Raw genomic sequence first — 15,618 nt, forward strand, 5'->3', positions numbered from 1 at the left:
GCGTGGCCGCATGCCGCTGTCGCCGCCGGTGAGCGGCACCAGCGGCAGTGGCGGCAGCGTGCTCCGCGTCACGTCCGTCGCGGTCATGCCAGGCGGCGGTCCGCTTCCAGCATCGCCTCGAACGCGGCGGCGGTGACCGGCCGGCTGAAGTAGTAGCCCTGGATCTCGTCGCAGCCGCGCTCGCGCAGGAACTCGCATTGCGACGCGGTCTCCACGCCCTCGGCGATGACCTTGAAGCCAAGCTCGTGGGCCAGGCCGATCGCGGCCAGCGCGATGGTCGCGTCCTTGGGTTCGTCCAGCATGTCGCGGACGAAGGACTGGTCGATCTTCAGCGTGTCCACGCGGAACTGCTTGAGGTAGGACAGGCTCGAATAGCCGGTGCCGAAATCGTCGATCGACAGCTTCACGCCGAGCGCGCGCAGCCGGTCGATGGTCGCGATCAGCGTGTCCGGATCCTGCGCGACCAGGCTTTCGGTCAGCTCCAGTTCCAGCCGGTCGGCAGGCAGGCCGGTGTCCTCCAGCGTGCGTGCGACCCAGGCGGCCACGTCCTGCTGCAGGAACTGGCGCGCCGACAGGTTCACCGCCACGCTGACGCCGCCGTGGCCGGCATCCAGCCACGCCCTGGCCTGGCTGCAGGCGGTGCGCAGCACCCAGTCGCCGATCGGCACGATCAGCCCCGAATCCTCGGCGACCGGGATGAAGCGCGCCGGCGACACGCTGCCCAACTCCGGATGCTGCCAGCGCAGCAGCGCCTCGCAGCCGGTGATGCGGCCGCTGGCCAGGTCGACCTTGGGCTGATAGGCCAGTTGCAGCTGGCCCTCGGCCGCGGCCGTGCGCAGGCCCGCTTCCAGCGCGACGCGCTCGCGCGTCTGCTCGCTCATGGCCGGGGTGAACGGCTGGCAGTGGTTGCCACCCAGGTCCTTGGCCCGGTACATCGCCACGTCGGCATGGCCGATCAGCGTCTCGATGCTGTCGCCATCCTGCGGGAACACGCTCACGCCGATGCTGGCGGTCGGATGCACCTGGCGGCCCTGCACGGTCAGCGGCTGGGCCAGGCTGCCGGCGATGCGCGCGGCCACCGCATGCGCCTCGTCGGTGCTTTCCAGGCCGGTCAGCATCACCAGGAACTCGTCGCCGCCCTGGCGCGCCACCAGGTCGCCGGTGCGCAGCATGCCCGACAGGCGCTCGCCCACCGCGCGCAGCACCGCATCGCCGAAGGCGTGCCCGCCACCGTCGTTGACCACCTTGAAGCGGTCCAGGTCCAGCAGCATCAGCGCCACCAGCCGGCCGCTGCCGCGGGCCTCCTGCAGCGCCCGGGCGAGCTGCTGCAGCAGCAGGTTGCGGTTGGCCAGGCCGGTCAGGCCGTCGTGGGTGGCCAGGTACAGCACCCGCTGCTGGGCCTGCTTGAGTTCGGTGACGTCGGTGCCCAGGCCGACGAAGCCGGGCTTGCCGCCGACCTGGAACTGCACGCCGGTGAACAGGTAGGGCACGCGCTGCCCGTCCTTGAGCAGGTAATCGGCCTCCAGCGCGAAGGAGCCGTGGTCGAACACCTCCTCGATCCCGGCATCCACCAGCGGGTGCTGGTCCTCGGGGAAGAACCCGTGCGGGGTCATGCCGTCCAGTTCGCGCGGGCTGTAGCCCGTGACCTCTTCCAGGCTGTGGTTCCAGCGGCGCAGGTGCAGCGTGTCGTCGTAGTGGTGGAACACGCCCGGCAGGGCATCGAGCACCGCGTCGGCGTAGTCGCGTTCCTCGCGCAGCTGCCGTTCGGCCTGGCGCCGGGCCAGCGCCAGGACCACGCCGGCGGCGATGATCAGCAGCATCACACCGAGCTGCCAGGCCTGCTGTCGCAGCGGCATCCCGACCAGGTCGCGGTCGCGCGAGGCGGTCAGCAGCCAGTCCAGGCCCTCGCCCAGCGCGACGCGGCGCGAGGCGGTCCACTGGCCCTGGCCATCCAGTTCGACGTCGCCGGAAAACGTGTCGCCGTCGCCGGAGGCCAGCGCCGCCAGTGCGGCCGGTGCCGGCAGCGGTGCGCGCTGCACGCCGGGGCCGGCGATCAGCTGCAGCCCGACCGCGGAGGGCTCGAGCACATGGAAGGTGGCCGCGTACTGCGTGGCGAGCGCGTCGAGGAAGCGGTTGAGCGCCGGCATGTCGAAATCGGCATCGATCACGCCCAGCAGCCGGCCGTCGGCGCCGTGGAAGGGTTCGACGTAGCTGAAGCCCCACAGCGGCTGCCCGTCGTCGCGCGGCATCCAGCGGTAGGCAGGCATCCAGCTGCCGCGGCCGTGCTCGACCGCCTGCCGGTAGAACGGACGCGTGCGCGGATCGTAGCCGTCGCCGGGCAGTTCCCGGCGCGGCGCCAGGCCGGTGTCGGTCAGGGCCAGGACGCGGACCACCGGTACGGGTTCGCCGGCGCCGGGAAACATCCACAGTTCGATGCCGCCATCGGCGCCGCGCTGGAGATAGCCGTAGGTTCCGGTGGCCTCCAGCGCGATGCCCAGGTGGCTCAGTTCGGGCCGCTGCTCGAAGGCGGCCAGGCTGCGTTCCAGCGCGGCCTGCAGGGTGTCGCTGGAGACGTCCGGCGACAACGCGGCCCGGCGTGCGGAACCGGCGGTCATCTCCGCCGCGTGGATCAGGGTCTGCAGCCGTTCCTGGGTCCGCAGCAGGGCGGTCTCGACGTCGGCCCGCGCCGACTTGCGCATCGCGCCGATGCTCTGCCAGGCCAGCGCGGTGAGGGCGAGCAGCCCGAGCACCACGGTGGTCCGGGCCAGGGTGGACACCAGGCGCGCGCGTGGCGGCGCCCGGCGCGCATGCGGAGTGGATGACGGCGTCGGCCCGGCGGGCACGTCCTCAGCCGGGGCGGACACGCATCGCCCCGGGCCGTGCAACGCATCCGACTGCGGGCGTCGCGGCAGGGCGACGGGCGAGGTCTGTGTTCATGGCCGTCCGGACTCCCCCTGAGCCGCGTCGGAAACCGCTGGCATTGTGCCACCGGTTTCCTTCGGCGAGGAGACGCGCGGATGCGCGGGCGTGGCGCGGGCCGATCAGGCCAGGGCGGCGCGCACCGAGTCCGCCAGCGGCGTGGTCGGACGGCCGATCAGGGCCGAGAGCTGGTGGCCGTCGTCGTCCAGTGCGCCCTGCGAGGCGCCGACATCGAACGAGGCCAGCGCGGCGGCGAAACCGGCCGGCAGGCCGGCGGCGGCCAGTGCGGCGGCGTAGTCGGCCTCGGCGATGTCGCGGTAGGGAATGTCCTTGCCGGTCTGGCGCGAAATCTCCGCGGCCAGTTCGGCCAGCGTCCACGCACTGTCGCCGGCCAGCTCGTAGACCTTGCCGTCATGGCCGCTGCCGGTCAGCGCCGCGACGGCGGCATCGGCGTAGTCGGCGCGCGCGGCCGAGGCGATGCGGCCGTTGCCGGCACTGCCATGGAACGCGCCATGCGCCAGCGCCGCATCGATCGAGCCGGTGTAGTTCTCGGTGTACCAGCCGTTGCGCAGGATGGTCCAGGCCAGGCCGGAGGCCTGCAGCGCCTGCTCGGTCTGGTGGTGCTCGGGGGCCAGGCTCAGCGGCGAACTGTCCGCGCGCAGCAGGCTGGTGTAGACGACGCGACGCACGCCGGCGGCCTTGGCCGCGGCGATCACGTTGGCGTGCTGGGCGGCGCGCTGGCCGAGTTCGTTGCCGGAGATCAGCAGCAGCGTGTCCACGCCCTGCAGCGCGGCGGGCAGGGTGTCGGGCCGGGTGTAGTCGAACCGACGCGCCTGCACGCCCAGGTCGGCGGCCCTGGCGGTGTCGCGGACCAGGGCGATCACGTCCGTGGCGGGTACCTGCTTCAGCAGCGAGGCGACGACCAGGCGGCCGAGCTGGCCGGTGGCGCCGGTGATGGCGATGGTGGTCATGGGGGTGGGTCCTTGGGATGTCCGGGTGGACGGGGAAACCACTGTAGAATCCAGAATTACTTTTCGTAAGTACGCACATGAAGGTAAGTGAGATGTCCGGACGGGAGCCGGTTTCCCCCTCGACGCCGGGTGCCGGCCAGACCCTGTCGGACCGGCTGGGCCGCGGAGACCTGATGGCGGCGGCCTGTCCGTCGCGCGAGGTGCTCAAGCATCTGACCAGCCGCTGGGGCGTGCTGGTGCTGATCGCGCTGCTGCCGGGAACGCAGCGTTTCAGCCAGTTGCGACGCGCGATCGGTGGCGTCAGCGAGCGGATGCTGGCGCAGACCCTGCAATGGCTGGAAGGCGACGGGATGCTCGAGCGCCGCGCGTTCAACACCGTGCCGCCGCATGTGGAGTACACGCTGACGCCGCTCGGGCGGGAGGCGGCGGAGAAGGTGCGCGACCTGGCCGACTGGATCGAGGTGATGCTGCCGCAGATCCTGGCCGGGCGTCCGGGCGAGGACGTCGACGCGGCCTGAGCGTCGGTTCCGTGGCGGGCGGGGGCGCTCGATCGTCCGCGACGCGGATCGCCGAAATGCATCAGGGCCGCGGATGCGGCCCTGATGCGTCACACGATGATGCCGGAACGGCTCAGTGCTTGGGCGTGATCGCCGCGGCCGCGGCCGCAGCGGCGGTCGAGACCGGCGTCGCGCGCTTCGGCGCCACCCACAGGCGGAACACGAAGATCGCCAGCGCGAACGCGCCGACGCTGAACAGCGTGTCGGCTGGGACGCGCATCCACACCAGCAGGTCGATCAGCGGCTGCTGCATGAACTCGGCCGAGCGGGCGTACCAGTAGCCGTGCTTGAGCGTGGCGTTGAGCTGCAGGATGCCCAGCGGCAGCAGGGTGAAGGCGGACATGCCGGCCAGGCCGATGTTGAGCGACCAGAAGCTGGTCTTCATCAGTCGCTCGCTCCACTGCAGGTCCGGCTTGAGGCCGCGCAGGCAGAACAGCATCAGGCCGATGCCGAGCATGCCGTACACGCCGAACAGCGCGGTGTGGCCGTGGTTGGCGGTCAGGTTCAGGCCCTGCATGTAGTACAGCGGCAGCGGCGGGTTGATCAGGAAGCCGAACAGGCCGGCGCCCACCAGGTTCCAGAACGAGACCGCGATGAAGAACATGATCGGCCACTTGTACTTCTGCATCCACGGTGTGGACTTGCCCATTCTGTAGCTGTGGTACGCCTCGAAGCCGACATAGGCCAGCGGCACCACTTCCAGCGCCGAGAAGCTGGCGCCCAGCGCGATGACCGAGGTCGGCGTGCCGGTGAAGTACAGGTGGTGCAGGGTGCCGAGCACGCCGCCGGCCATGAACACGATGGTGGCGAACAGCACGGCGACCGTGGCGGTGCGCACCTGCAGCAGGCCCAGGCGGGTGAACAGGAAGGCGATGACCGCCACCGCGAACACCTCGAAGAAGCCTTCGACCCACAGGTGGACGACCCACCAGCGCCAGTACTCGACCATCGACAGGTGGGTGTGCTCGCCCCACATCAGGCCGGCCGCGTAGAACACGCCGATCGCGACCACCGACAGGAACAGCAGGCTGACGATGGACTTGGACTCGCCGCCGTTGCGGATCGCCGGCCACAGCGCACGGCCGACCAGGGTCAGCCACAGCACCAGACCGATGAACAGGAACCACTGCCAGAAGCGGCCGAGGTCGACGTATTCCCAGCCCTGGTGGCCGAACCAGAAGTTGCGGTCCAGGCCGAGCTTCTGCATCACCGCGAACCACTGGCCCGTGAACGAGCCGACCACGATGATCACCAGGCAGGCCAGCAGCACGTTGACGCCGAGCCGCTGGAACTTCGGCTCGTGGCCGGAGATCGCTGGCGCGATGTACAGGCCCATGCCCAGCCAGGCGGTAGCGATCCACAGCACGGCCAGCTGCGTGTGCCAGGTGCGGGTCAGCGCGTAGGGCAGGATCTCGGACAGCGCGAAGCCGTAGGCTTCCTGGCCTTCCACCTGGTAGTGCGCGGTGGTCGCACCCAGCAGGATCTGCACCAGGAACAACGCGATCACCACCCAGAAGTACTTGGCGGTGGCTCGCATCGACGGGGTGACCTTGATCGCCGCCAGCGGGTCGGTCTTGGGCAGCACCGGCTCCATCTCGTCGCCGTGGTTGACCGCGTAGTGCCAGCCGAGCAGGCCGATGCCCGCGATCAGGAACAGCACGCTGAACACGGTCCACATGAAGGCGCCCGGAGGCGCGGTGTTGCCGACCAGCTCGTCGTAGGGCCAGTTGGCGGTGTAGGTGATGGTGTCGCCCGGACGTTCGGTGATCGACGACCACGCCGCCCACCAGTAGAACGCCGTCATCTGCCGGCGGTGTTCGGCATCGGGCACGGTGTCGTTGCGCATCGCATAGGCTTCGCGCAGCTCGACCATCGACGGATCGTTGCCGAACAGCACCTCGTAGTGCGCGGCGACCTGGCGGATGGCCGCGGCACGATCATTGTCGATGGTGACGTTGCCGGTGGCGGCCTCGTAGGTGTTCGGGCGCAGCAGGTCCTGCACGCGACGCGTGTAGGCGGCCTGGGTCGGCCCGTCCAGCTGCGTGTAGCTGTCCACGCCATGCTCGCGCTTTGCCCAGATGTCGAGCACGGCCTCGGCCTCGCGGTGCAGCCAGTCGGCGCCCCAGTCCGGCGCGACGTAGCCGCCATGGCCCCAGATCGAGCCGAGCTGCTGGCCGCCGATCGACTGCCAGACCTGGCGGCCGGTCTCGATGTCCTTGCGCGTGTAGAGGACCTCGCCGGTCTGGTCGACCAGTGCCTCCGGCAAGGGAGGGGCGTGGCGGTGGACTTCGCTGCCGACCCAGAGCAGGACGGCGAACGAAGCGATGAGCAGGGCAGCGAGCCCGACCCATAGCTTGCGGGTGGAATTCATGGGGTTTTCACTCGGCGTTGGGTAACGCGCGCATGTTCGTCGCGTGTCGCCGCGGCCTCCATGACGTACGTCAAGCCATGCCGGCGATGCAGGTTGCCGGCGGCCGTTCCATGATCCAGATCATGGCGCGGATGTGTCGCAGGCACCGATGGCCTGATCCGTGGCCTGCATGCACGACCAGAGAGAGAGGCCAGGCAGTCTCCCGGATTCCGTGGCGTGGACCGTGGCGGTGCTGGTGCGGTATGCGCTCGACGCGCGAGGTCGGCGGCATGCCCGCAGCCATGACGCTGGTTGGACGCGCTCCTGACGTCGACACCGAGAAAAGGGGGCGCTTGAATCGCTGCCGTTCGCCTGCCTGCCCGGAGCGGCCTCGGCGTGCGGGTCGGCGCTGAGGCCGCTGCCGGCGTCGACACCTGCGTGCGCGCGATGCCGGCCGCCCGACGCTGTCCGGCGCAAGGGCGGGGGGCGATGGCGGTCTCCGTTCCGCCGCCGGGGCGGCGTCACCGTGTCGCGGTAAAGGAATCCGTCGACGAAAGGCGGCTCGGGCAGTCAGCGGCCGCAGGACACCCGTGGATCGGCGACGATGCTTCGTCGGGCCTGCATCGCCCGCCGGCAGGTGCGTGTCGCCGCGTCCGGCCGGTCGAGCGGTGCGGCTGACCGGGTCGGCGTCGGCGAGCGGGTCGACCGGGATTCCGCGGAACGGGTGCGCCGATCAGTGGCGCAGGACTGCCAGCGCGATTTCCTCGAGCCGGGTCAGGTCCATGATCTCCACGTCGCGCTGCTTGATCTGCAGCAGGCCGTCGCGCTCGAAACGGCGCAGCACGCGGCTGACCGTTTCCGGAGCCTGGCGCAGGTAGTTGGCGATGTCGGTGCGCGACATCGTCAGCTGGAAGCGGCGCGGCGAGAACCCGCGCTGAGCCAGGCGCCGCGACAGGCCGATCAGGAACGCGGCCATGCGCTCGTCGGCCGAATGGTCGCCGGCGAACAGCGAGGCCACGCCGATGTCGCGGCTCATCAGCCGGAACAGGTGCTGCTGCAGGTTGGGCAGGCGCGCGGCGAGCAGGGCGATGCGCGGGAACGAGAACCGGCACAGCATCACCGTGTCCAGCGCCACCGCATTGCAGGGGTAGTGGTCGCCATCGATCGCGTTGAGGCCGATGACCTCGCCGGGCAGATGGAAGCCCAGCACCTGCTCGCGGCCGTCGCGGTCGATCAGGTAGGTCTTGACCGTGCCGGCCCGCACCGCGGCGATCGCATCGAAGCGGTCGCCTTCGCGGAACACGTGGTCGCCGGCCTTGAGCGGGCCGACATGCTCGACCAGCACGTGCAGGTCCATCAGCGCCCGCTTGTCCATGCCTTCGGACAGGCAGGCCTGCGAGAACGCGCAGGTCGAACAGAATGTCAGCGTGTCGCCATCGTCAGCGATGATGCTGGCATCGGTGCGCGGGAATACGACGCCCATGCCGCTCCGTTCCGAACTCATCCGGTCCTCCCGGGCAGATTCAGACGGTACGGGAGAACTGCGTGGTCGCAGTTCCGGGCGCTGGCAGGTATCGGTCGAAGCACATCGCAATGATACGCAGCAGGAGCTTGCCCCGGGAAGTCGCGCGCATGCCGGCCGCGCTCACCTCGACCAGGCCGTCGTCGGCGAGCGCGCCCAGGCGCTGCACGGCTTCGGCGAAGTAGCTGCGGAAATCGATCACGTGGCGCTCGCCCACCCGGTCGAAGTCCAGCTCGCCGTGGCACATCAGCTGCTGGATCACGTCGGCGCGCAGGACGTCGTCCTCGTTCATCCGCATCCCGCGCCAGACCGGCAGCCGGCCCTCGTCGATGGCCTGCTCCCAGCTCTGCAGGTCGCGCGGATTCTGGCTGAAGCTGGCGCCGATGTGGCTGATCGCGCTGACGCCCAGGCCGATCAGGTCGCTGTCGGCGCAGGTGGTGTAGCCCATGAAGTTGCGGTGCAGGCCGCCCTTGGCCTGGGCGATGGCCAGCTCGTCGGTGGGCAGGGCGAAGTGGTCCATGCCGATGTAGACGTAACCGGCCTCGCCCAGGCGCTCGATCGCGCGCTGCAGCAGGGCCAGCTTCACTTCGGGCGTCGGCAGCTCTTCCTCGCGGATCTGGCGCTGCGGGCGGAACAGGCTGGGCAGGTGCGCGTAGCTGTAGATCGCGAACCGGTCCGGGCGCGCCTCCAGTGCGATGTCCAGGGTGCGCTCGAAACCCTCCAGGCTCTGCCGCGGCAGGCCGTAGATCAGGTCGACGTTGACCGAGCGCATGCCGTTGGCGCGGCAGGCCTCGATCACCGCCAGGGTCTGCTCGACGCTCTGGATCCGGTTGACCGCCTGCTGCACCGCCGGGTCGAAGTCCTGCACGCCGAGGCTGGCGCGGTTGAAGCCGGCCTTGGCCAGCACCGCGATGTCCTCGGGCGAGACGAAGCGGGGATCGAGCTCGATCGAGCAGTCCAGCTGCTGGCCGCGGGCGAGCTGGAAGTGACGGGCGATCACGTCCACCGTCTCGGCCAGCTGCTCGGGCGAGAGGAAGTTGGGCGTGCCGCCGCCGAAGTGCAGCTGCACCACCTCGCGGTCGCGGTCGAACAGCGGCGCCATCATCCCGATCTCGCGGTAGAGCCGGGTCAGGTAGGCGTCGCCACGCGCGGTGTCGCGGGTGATGATGCGGTTGCAGCCGCAGTAGAAGCACGGGCTGGTGCAGAACGGCACGTGCACGTAGATCGACATCGGGCGCGGGATCGGATCGCCGTTGGTGATCGACGCGATCTCGCGCAGGTCGGCTTCGCGGAAGGAGGAGGAGAACTGCGGCGCGGTCGGATACGACGTATACCGGGGACCGGGAAGGTCGTAACGGCGCAGCAGCTCCGGATCGAAGAGGGGCGTGGTCGGGGGCATGGATGCAGGCTAGCGCGCGCACTTATCCGCAACATTGATGCAGATCAAGGGTTGGCGATGCGGCGATGTGAAGATTCTTCGCCATGTGATAGCGTCCGCACGTCGAGACAGCCAGTCGCCGCGCACGCCAAGGGGGCATGCCGATGGACCCGCCACATCGCAACGAAGGCAAAGCCCGCGAACGCACCGCGTTCCTGCTGTTGACGGCTGTCGTCTTTCCCACGCTCGCGGTCCTGTTCGTTGCCGCCTACGGCTTCGCGGTCTGGTTCTGGCAGATGTTCGTCAGCGGCCCGCCGACCGGGCACTGAGCGATGGCCGCCTCACCCGACCTCTCCCGCCGCGCGCTGCTGCGCGGGCGTGTCCACGCGCCGCCACCCCTGCGGCCGCCGTGGGCGCTGGCCGAGCCCGCCTTCCTCGCCGCCTGCACCGCCTGCGACCGCTGCATCCAGGCCTGTCCGGAACAGGTCCTGGTCCGCGCCGGTGGCGGCCTGCCGGTGTTCGAGCCGGCCCGCGGCGAATGCACGTTCTGCGGTGACTGTGCCGATGCCTGCGCGCCCCGCGCGCTGCAGCGCGGCGCATCCGCGCCATGGGGCCACGTCGCCGTGCTCGGCGAGGCCTGCCTGACCGGGCAGGGCGTGGTCTGCCTCAGCTGCGCCGAGGCCTGCCCGGAGCGGGCGATCCGCATGCAGCGCCGTGGCCCGGTCGCGGTGCCGGTGATCGACCCGGCAACGTGCAGCGGCTGCGGCGCCTGTGTTGGCGTGTGCCCGACCGCGGCCGTCTCGCTGCGTGCCGACGCCGGCGTCCCATCGACTGGAGTGCCCGCATGAAGCGCCACGATGTCCATATCGCCAGTTTCGTCGTCCAGCACCGGGCCGAGGCGCTCGACACGCTGCTGGCGGCCATCGCGGCCAGCGACGACCTGGAACTGGCCGGCAGCGAAGGCTTCCGCAGCATCGTGCTGTGCGAATCCGGCGACCAGTACGCGCTGATGGACCGCGTCGAAAGCCTGCGCGCGCTGCCCGGCGTGCTCGGCGTCAATCTCGTCTACCACCATGCGGAGCCACGCGAGGCGCTCGACGCCCCGCTGGCATCGCCTTCCGTCCCTGGAGCCGCGTCATGACGACCACCCGTCGCGATTTCATCCGCAACAGTGCCGTGGCCACGGCCGCCGCCGCCGCCGGCATGTCCGTGCCGGGCGCCACCACCAATTTCGTCGTCGAGGGCGACCTGACCGCGTTGAAGTGGGACAAGGCGCCGTGCCGGTTCTGCGGCACCGGCTGCGGCGTCAACGTGGCGGTCAAGGAAGGGCGCGTGGTCGCCACCCATGGCGACGTGCATGCCGAGGTCAACCGCGGCATCAACTGCGTCAAGGGCTACTTCCTGTCCAAGATCCTGTACGGCAGCGACCGCCTGACCACGCCGCTGCTGCGCAAGAAGAACGGCGTCTACGCGAAGGACGGCGATTTCGTGCCGGTCGACTGGGACGAGGCCTTCGACGTGATGGCCGAGCAGTTCAAGAAGGTGCTCAGGACCAAGGGCGGCGACGGCATCGGCATGTTCGGCTCCGGCCAGTGGACGATCTTCGAGGGCTATGCGGCCAACAAGCTGATGAAGGCCGGCTTCCGCAGCAACCACATCGATCCGAACGCCCGCCACTGCATGGCCTCGGCGGTGACCGGCTTCATGCGCACCTTCGGCATGGACGAGCCGATGGGCTGCTACGACGACATCGAGGCCGCCGACGCGTTCGTGCTGTGGGGCTCGAACATGGCCGAGATGCATCCGATCCTGTGGACCCGGGTCACCGACCGGCGCCTGTCGCGTCCGCACGTCAAGGTCGCGGTGCTGTCCACGTTCGAGCACCGCAGCTTCGAGCTTGCCGACATCCCGATCGTGTTCAAGCCGCAGACCGACCTGGTGATGCTCAACTACATCGCCAACCACATCATCCAGAGCGGCAAGGTCAACAGGGACTTCGTCGACAAGCACACCACCTTCAAGCGCGGCAACGACGACATCGGCTACGGCCTGCGCCCGGAGCATCCGCTGCAGGTCGCGGCCAAGAACGCCGATGATCCGAACGGCGGCGAGCCGATCGACTTCGAGGCGTTCGCCCGTTTCGTCGCGCCATACACGCTGGACCGGGCGGTGGAGATGACCGGGGTCGAGCGCGGCTGGCTGCAGCAGCTGGCCGAACTGTACGCGAACCCCGAGATCAAGGTGATGTCGTTCTGGACCATGGGGTTCAACCAGCACACGCGTGGCACGTGGGCCAACAACATGGTCTACAACATCCACCTGCTGACCGGAAAGATCGCCACGCCCGGCAACAGCCCGTTCTCGCTGACCGGCCAGCCCTCGGCCTGCGGCACCGCGCGCGAGGTCGGCACCTTCAGCCATCGCCTGCCGGCCGACATGGTGGTGACCAATCCCGAGCACCGCCACCACGCCGAGGAAATCTGGAAGATCCCGCACGGGATCATCAAGGACAAGATCGGCTACCACGCGGTGGAGCAGAACCGCGCGCTGAAGGACGGCAAGCTCAACGCCTACTGGGTGCAGGTCAACAACAACATGCAGGCGGCGGCGAACCTGCGTGAGGAGACCTGGCCCGGCTACCGCAATCCGGACAACTTCATCGTCGTCTCCGACGCCTATCCGACCGTGACCGCGCAGGCCGCCGACCTGATCCTGCCCGCGGCGATGTGGGTGGAGAAGGAGGGCGCCTACGGCAACGCCGAGCGCCGCACCCAGTTCTGGCACCAGCTGGTGGATGCGCCGGGCGACGCACGCTCGGACCTGTGGCAGCTGATGGAGTTCTCCAAGCGCTTCACCACCGATGAATGCTGGCCGGCCGAGCTGCTGGCCGCACATCCCGAATACAAGGGCAGGACCCTGTTCGACGTGCTGTACGCCAACGGCAAGGTCAACGCGTTTCCGGTCGAGCAGATCGAGGAAGGCTATGCCAACCGCGAGTCGGAGGCATTCGGCTTCTACGTGCAGAAGGGCCTGTTCGAGGAATATGCCGAGTTCGGCCGCGGCCACGCGCACGACCTGGCGCCGTTCGACGACTACCACCGTGCGCGCGGCATCCGCTGGCCGGTGGTCGATGGCAAGGAAACCCTGTGGCGCTACCGCGAAGGCGCCGACCCGTACGTGAAGGCGGGCAAGGGATTCGAGTTCTACGGCAACAAGGACGGACGCGCGGTGATCTGGGCGCTGCCCTACGAACCGCCGGCCGAGTCGCCGGACGACGATTACGACATGTGGCTGGTGACCGGTCGCGTGCTCGAACACTGGCATTCGGGTTCGATGACGATGCGCGTGCCCGAGCTCTACCGCGCGGTCCCGGCCGCGGTGGTGTTCATGAATCCGGACGATGCCCGCGCGCGCGGCCTCAAGCGCGGCGACCCGGTCAAGGTCGTGTCGCGGCGCGGCGAGATGCTCTCGCGGGTGGAAACGCGCGGCCGCAACCGCATGCCCAAGGGCGTGGTGTTCGTGCCGTGGTTCGATGCCGGCCAGCTGATCAACAAGGTCACGCTGGACGCGACCGATCCGATCTCCAAGCAGACCGACTACAAGAAGTGCGCGGTCAGGATCCAGGCGGCGTAAGGAGGACATGGCCATGCAGAACAAATCGTTCCTGATCGCCGCCGGGCTCGCCGGCGTGCTGCTGGTGCTGGTGTTCGTCGCCGGCTGGATGTTCGGCGGTCTGTCGGAGAAGAAGCAGGTCGCCGCCGCGACCGGGCCGGCGCCGGTGGCCACGCCGATCGACGAGGCTGGCCTGCTGCCCGTGCCGGGGCAGATCGATGCGATCCGCCGTGGCGTGCCGATCGACCAGGAGCACGCACCGCCGGCGATGGCGCGGGTGGTCAACGACGACATCAAGCGCGTCCGCGCCTACCCGATGCAGCCGCCGACCATCCCGCACGCCATCGACGGCTACGAGGTCGACAAGAACACCAACCGCTGCATGCTCTGCCACGCGCGCTCGAACGCGGCGACCTTCCAGGCGCCGCCGGTGTCGGTCACCCACTACATGGACCGCGACGACCAGTTCCTGGCGACGATCTCGCCGCGGCGCTACTTCTGCAGCCAGTGCCACGTGGTCCAGACCGATGCCCCGACCCTGGTCGCCAATACCTTCCAGGACATCGACAGCGTCCTGGCCGCGCCCGGGAAGGAGGACTGAGCCATGCTGCGTCGCCTCCGCGACTGGGTCCTGGGCTACTGGCGTACCCTGCGCCGGCCGAGCGTGCACTACAGCCTGGGTTTCCTGACCCTGGCCGGCTTCATGGCCGGCGTGATCTTCTGGGGCGGCTTCAACACCGCGCTGGAGGCGACCAACACCGAGGAGTTCTGCACCGGCTGCCACGAAATGCGCGACAACGTGTTCGAGGAGCTGAAGACCACGATCCACTACAGCAACCGCTCCGGCGTGCGCGCGACCTGCCCGGACTGCCACGTGCCGCACAACTGGACCGACAAGATCGCCCGCAAGATGCAGGCCTCCAAGGAGGTCTGGGGCAAGATCTTCGGCACCATCGATACCCGCGAGAAGTTCCTCGACCACCGCCTGGAACTGGCGATGCACGAGTGGGCGCGGCTGAAGGCCAACGATTCGCTGGAGTGCCGCAACTGCCACGACTACGACTCGATGGACCTGACCCGGCAGGGCTCGCGGGCCGCGCAGATCCACAAGCTGTGGCTGGGGACCGGCGAGAAGACCTGCATCGACTGCCACAAGGGCGTCGCCCACCATCTGCCGGACATGCGGGGCGTGCCGCAGGGCTGATCGCCGCGGGCGCCGCCGCAGGCGGGCCTGCCTTCGGTACCGCATCCCCGAACGGAAACAGCCGGCACGAGGCCGGCTGCGTCCCGATTCCGCCGTGGCCCGACCGGTGGATCAGCCCAGCGAGGCCAGCCAGTCGTCGTCCGAGCCTTCGTTGACGCCTTCGAACAGCGGCGTGGAGAAGTAGCGCTCGCCGGTGTCGGGCAGCACCGCCAGCAGCACGCTGCCCTCGGCCGCGCTGGCCGCCACCTGCAGTGCGGCCGCGACGGTGGCGCCGGCGGAGATGCCGGTGAAGATGCCTTCCTCGGCCGCCAGCCGGCGCGCGGTGCCGATCGCGTCCTCGTCGGACACGGTGACGAACTGGTGCGCGACCTCGCGGTTGAGCACCTGCGGGACGAAGTCCGGGGTCCAGCCCTGCACCTTGTGCGGCTTCCATTCGTTGCCGGCCAGCAGCGCGGCGTTGGCCGGTTCGGCGGCGACGATCCTCACTTCCGGACGGGCCAGGCGCAGCACCTCGCCGACGCCGGTCAGGGTGCCGCCGGTGCCCCAGCCGCTGACGAAGTGATCGAGCCGGCGGCCGGCGAAGTCGCGCAGGATCTCGGCGGCGGTGGTCTGACGGTGGTAGGCCGGGTTGGCCGCGTTCTCGAACTGGCGCGCCAGGAACCAGCCGTGCTTGCTGGCCAGTTCCTCGGCCTTGCGGACCATGCCGCTGCCGCGCTCGGCGGCCGGGGTCAGGATCACCTTGCCGCCGTAGGCACGGATCAGCTTGCGGCGCTCGATCGAGAAGGTCTCGACCATCGTCGCGACGAAACGATAGCCGCGCGCCGCGGCGACTGCTGCCAGCGCCACGCCGGTATTGCCCGAGGTCGCCTCGACGATGGTGTCGCCGGGCTTGAGCAGGCCCTTGGCCTCGGCGTCGAGCACGATCGCCAGGGCCAGGCGGTCCTTGACCGAGCCGGCCGGATTGAAGGATTCGACCTTGGCGTAGAGCTCCACGTGCGCCGGAGCGATGCGATGCAGGCGCACGACCGGAGTACGGCCGATGGTGTCGAGAATGCTGTCGTAGATGGCCATTGTTTTCGTCCTGTCGACCGGAAGAGGAGGGCGC

The 15,618-nt window shown here is 69.5% G+C and carries 13 protein-coding genes; 7 read left to right on the forward strand and 6 right to left on the reverse strand.

Annotation, left to right across the window (positions count from 1 at the left end):
* Positions 1–83: 83 nt before the first annotated feature.
* Together IB242_RS20775 and IB242_RS00455 are read right to left on the reverse strand one after the other, a co-directional pair.
* Positions 84–2,864, reverse strand: coding sequence for an EAL domain-containing protein (locus tag IB242_RS20775; RefSeq protein WP_343237061.1), 2,781 nt, complete (start codon positions 2,862–2,864; stop codon positions 84–86).
* 177 nt (positions 2,865–3,041) lie between these two features.
* On the reverse strand, positions 3,042–3,890 hold the full coding sequence (locus IB242_RS00455) for an SDR family oxidoreductase (protein ID WP_192275235.1): 849 nt from the start codon (positions 3,888–3,890) through the stop codon (positions 3,042–3,044).
* Between the two features lie 92 nt (positions 3,891–3,982).
* Here IB242_RS00455 and IB242_RS00460 point away from each other — a divergent pair, with 92 nt between their 5' ends.
* Positions 3,983–4,408 (forward strand): helix-turn-helix domain-containing protein, encoded by a 426-nt coding sequence (locus tag IB242_RS00460; RefSeq protein WP_192275236.1) that lies wholly within the window; start codon positions 3,983–3,985, stop codon positions 4,406–4,408.
* A gap of 112 nt (positions 4,409–4,520) precedes the next feature.
* Here IB242_RS00460 and IB242_RS00465 read toward each other — a convergent pair whose 3' ends face one another.
* The 3 genes from IB242_RS00465 to hemN form a co-directional block, all read right to left on the reverse strand.
* On the reverse strand, positions 4,521–6,818 hold the full coding sequence (locus tag IB242_RS00465; RefSeq protein ID WP_192275237.1) for a nitric-oxide reductase large subunit: 2,298 nt from the start codon (positions 6,816–6,818) through the stop codon (positions 4,521–4,523).
* A gap of 712 nt (positions 6,819–7,530) precedes the next feature.
* Positions 7,531–8,280 (reverse strand): helix-turn-helix domain-containing protein, encoded by a 750-nt coding sequence (locus tag IB242_RS00470; protein WP_225539924.1) that lies wholly within the window; start codon positions 8,278–8,280, stop codon positions 7,531–7,533.
* Positions 8,281–8,320: 40 nt separating this feature from the next.
* Complete coding sequence (hemN, locus tag IB242_RS00475; RefSeq protein WP_192275239.1) at positions 8,321–9,718, reverse strand: oxygen-independent coproporphyrinogen III oxidase; 1,398 nt, start codon at positions 9,716–9,718, stop codon at positions 8,321–8,323.
* A gap of 143 nt (positions 9,719–9,861) precedes the next feature.
* Between hemN and IB242_RS00480 the strand changes: the two genes are divergently transcribed.
* Genes IB242_RS00480 through IB242_RS00505 form a run of 6 tightly spaced genes read left to right on the forward strand, consistent with a single transcriptional unit; the run spans position 9,862 to position 14,513 of the window.
* Positions 9,862–10,026: a periplasmic nitrate reductase, NapE protein gene (locus tag IB242_RS00480; protein WP_192275240.1), complete on the forward strand. Its 165-nt coding sequence runs from the start codon at positions 9,862–9,864 to the stop codon at positions 10,024–10,026.
* A 3-nt stretch (positions 10,027–10,029) separates the two neighbouring features.
* The gene (napF, locus tag IB242_RS00485) at positions 10,030–10,545 is read left to right on the forward strand and encodes a ferredoxin-type protein NapF (RefSeq protein WP_192275241.1); all 516 of its coding nucleotides are present in this window, start codon (positions 10,030–10,032) and stop codon (positions 10,543–10,545) included.
* The gene (locus IB242_RS00490; RefSeq protein WP_192275242.1) at positions 10,542–10,838 is read left to right on the forward strand and encodes a chaperone NapD; all 297 of its coding nucleotides are present in this window, start codon (positions 10,542–10,544) and stop codon (positions 10,836–10,838) included. The genes napF and IB242_RS00490 overlap by 4 nt, the downstream gene beginning before the upstream one ends.
* Positions 10,835–13,330, forward strand: a complete 2,496-nt coding sequence (gene napA / locus IB242_RS00495) for a periplasmic nitrate reductase subunit alpha (protein WP_192275243.1) — start codon at positions 10,835–10,837, stop codon at positions 13,328–13,330. The genes IB242_RS00490 and napA overlap by 4 nt, the downstream gene beginning before the upstream one ends.
* A gap of 13 nt (positions 13,331–13,343) precedes the next feature.
* Positions 13,344–13,910 carry a nitrate reductase cytochrome c-type subunit gene (locus IB242_RS00500; protein WP_192275244.1) on the forward strand — a complete coding sequence of 189 codons (567 nt, stop codon included), beginning with the start codon at positions 13,344–13,346 and terminating at the stop codon, positions 13,908–13,910.
* Positions 13,911–13,913: 3 nt separating this feature from the next.
* The gene (locus IB242_RS00505) at positions 13,914–14,513 is read left to right on the forward strand and encodes a cytochrome c3 family protein (protein ID WP_225539926.1); all 600 of its coding nucleotides are present in this window, start codon (positions 13,914–13,916) and stop codon (positions 14,511–14,513) included.
* A gap of 111 nt (positions 14,514–14,624) precedes the next feature.
* On the opposite strand, the gene cysK is transcribed toward IB242_RS00505, so the two are convergent.
* Positions 14,625–15,584, reverse strand: a complete 960-nt coding sequence (gene cysK / locus IB242_RS00510; RefSeq protein WP_192275245.1) for a cysteine synthase A — start codon at positions 15,582–15,584, stop codon at positions 14,625–14,627.
* Between the last annotated feature and the right edge of the window lie 34 nt (positions 15,585–15,618).

The organism is Xanthomonas sp. XNM01 (genome assembly GCF_014851915.1).
Lineage (GTDB): Bacteria > Pseudomonadota > Gammaproteobacteria > Xanthomonadales > Xanthomonadaceae > Pseudoxanthomonas.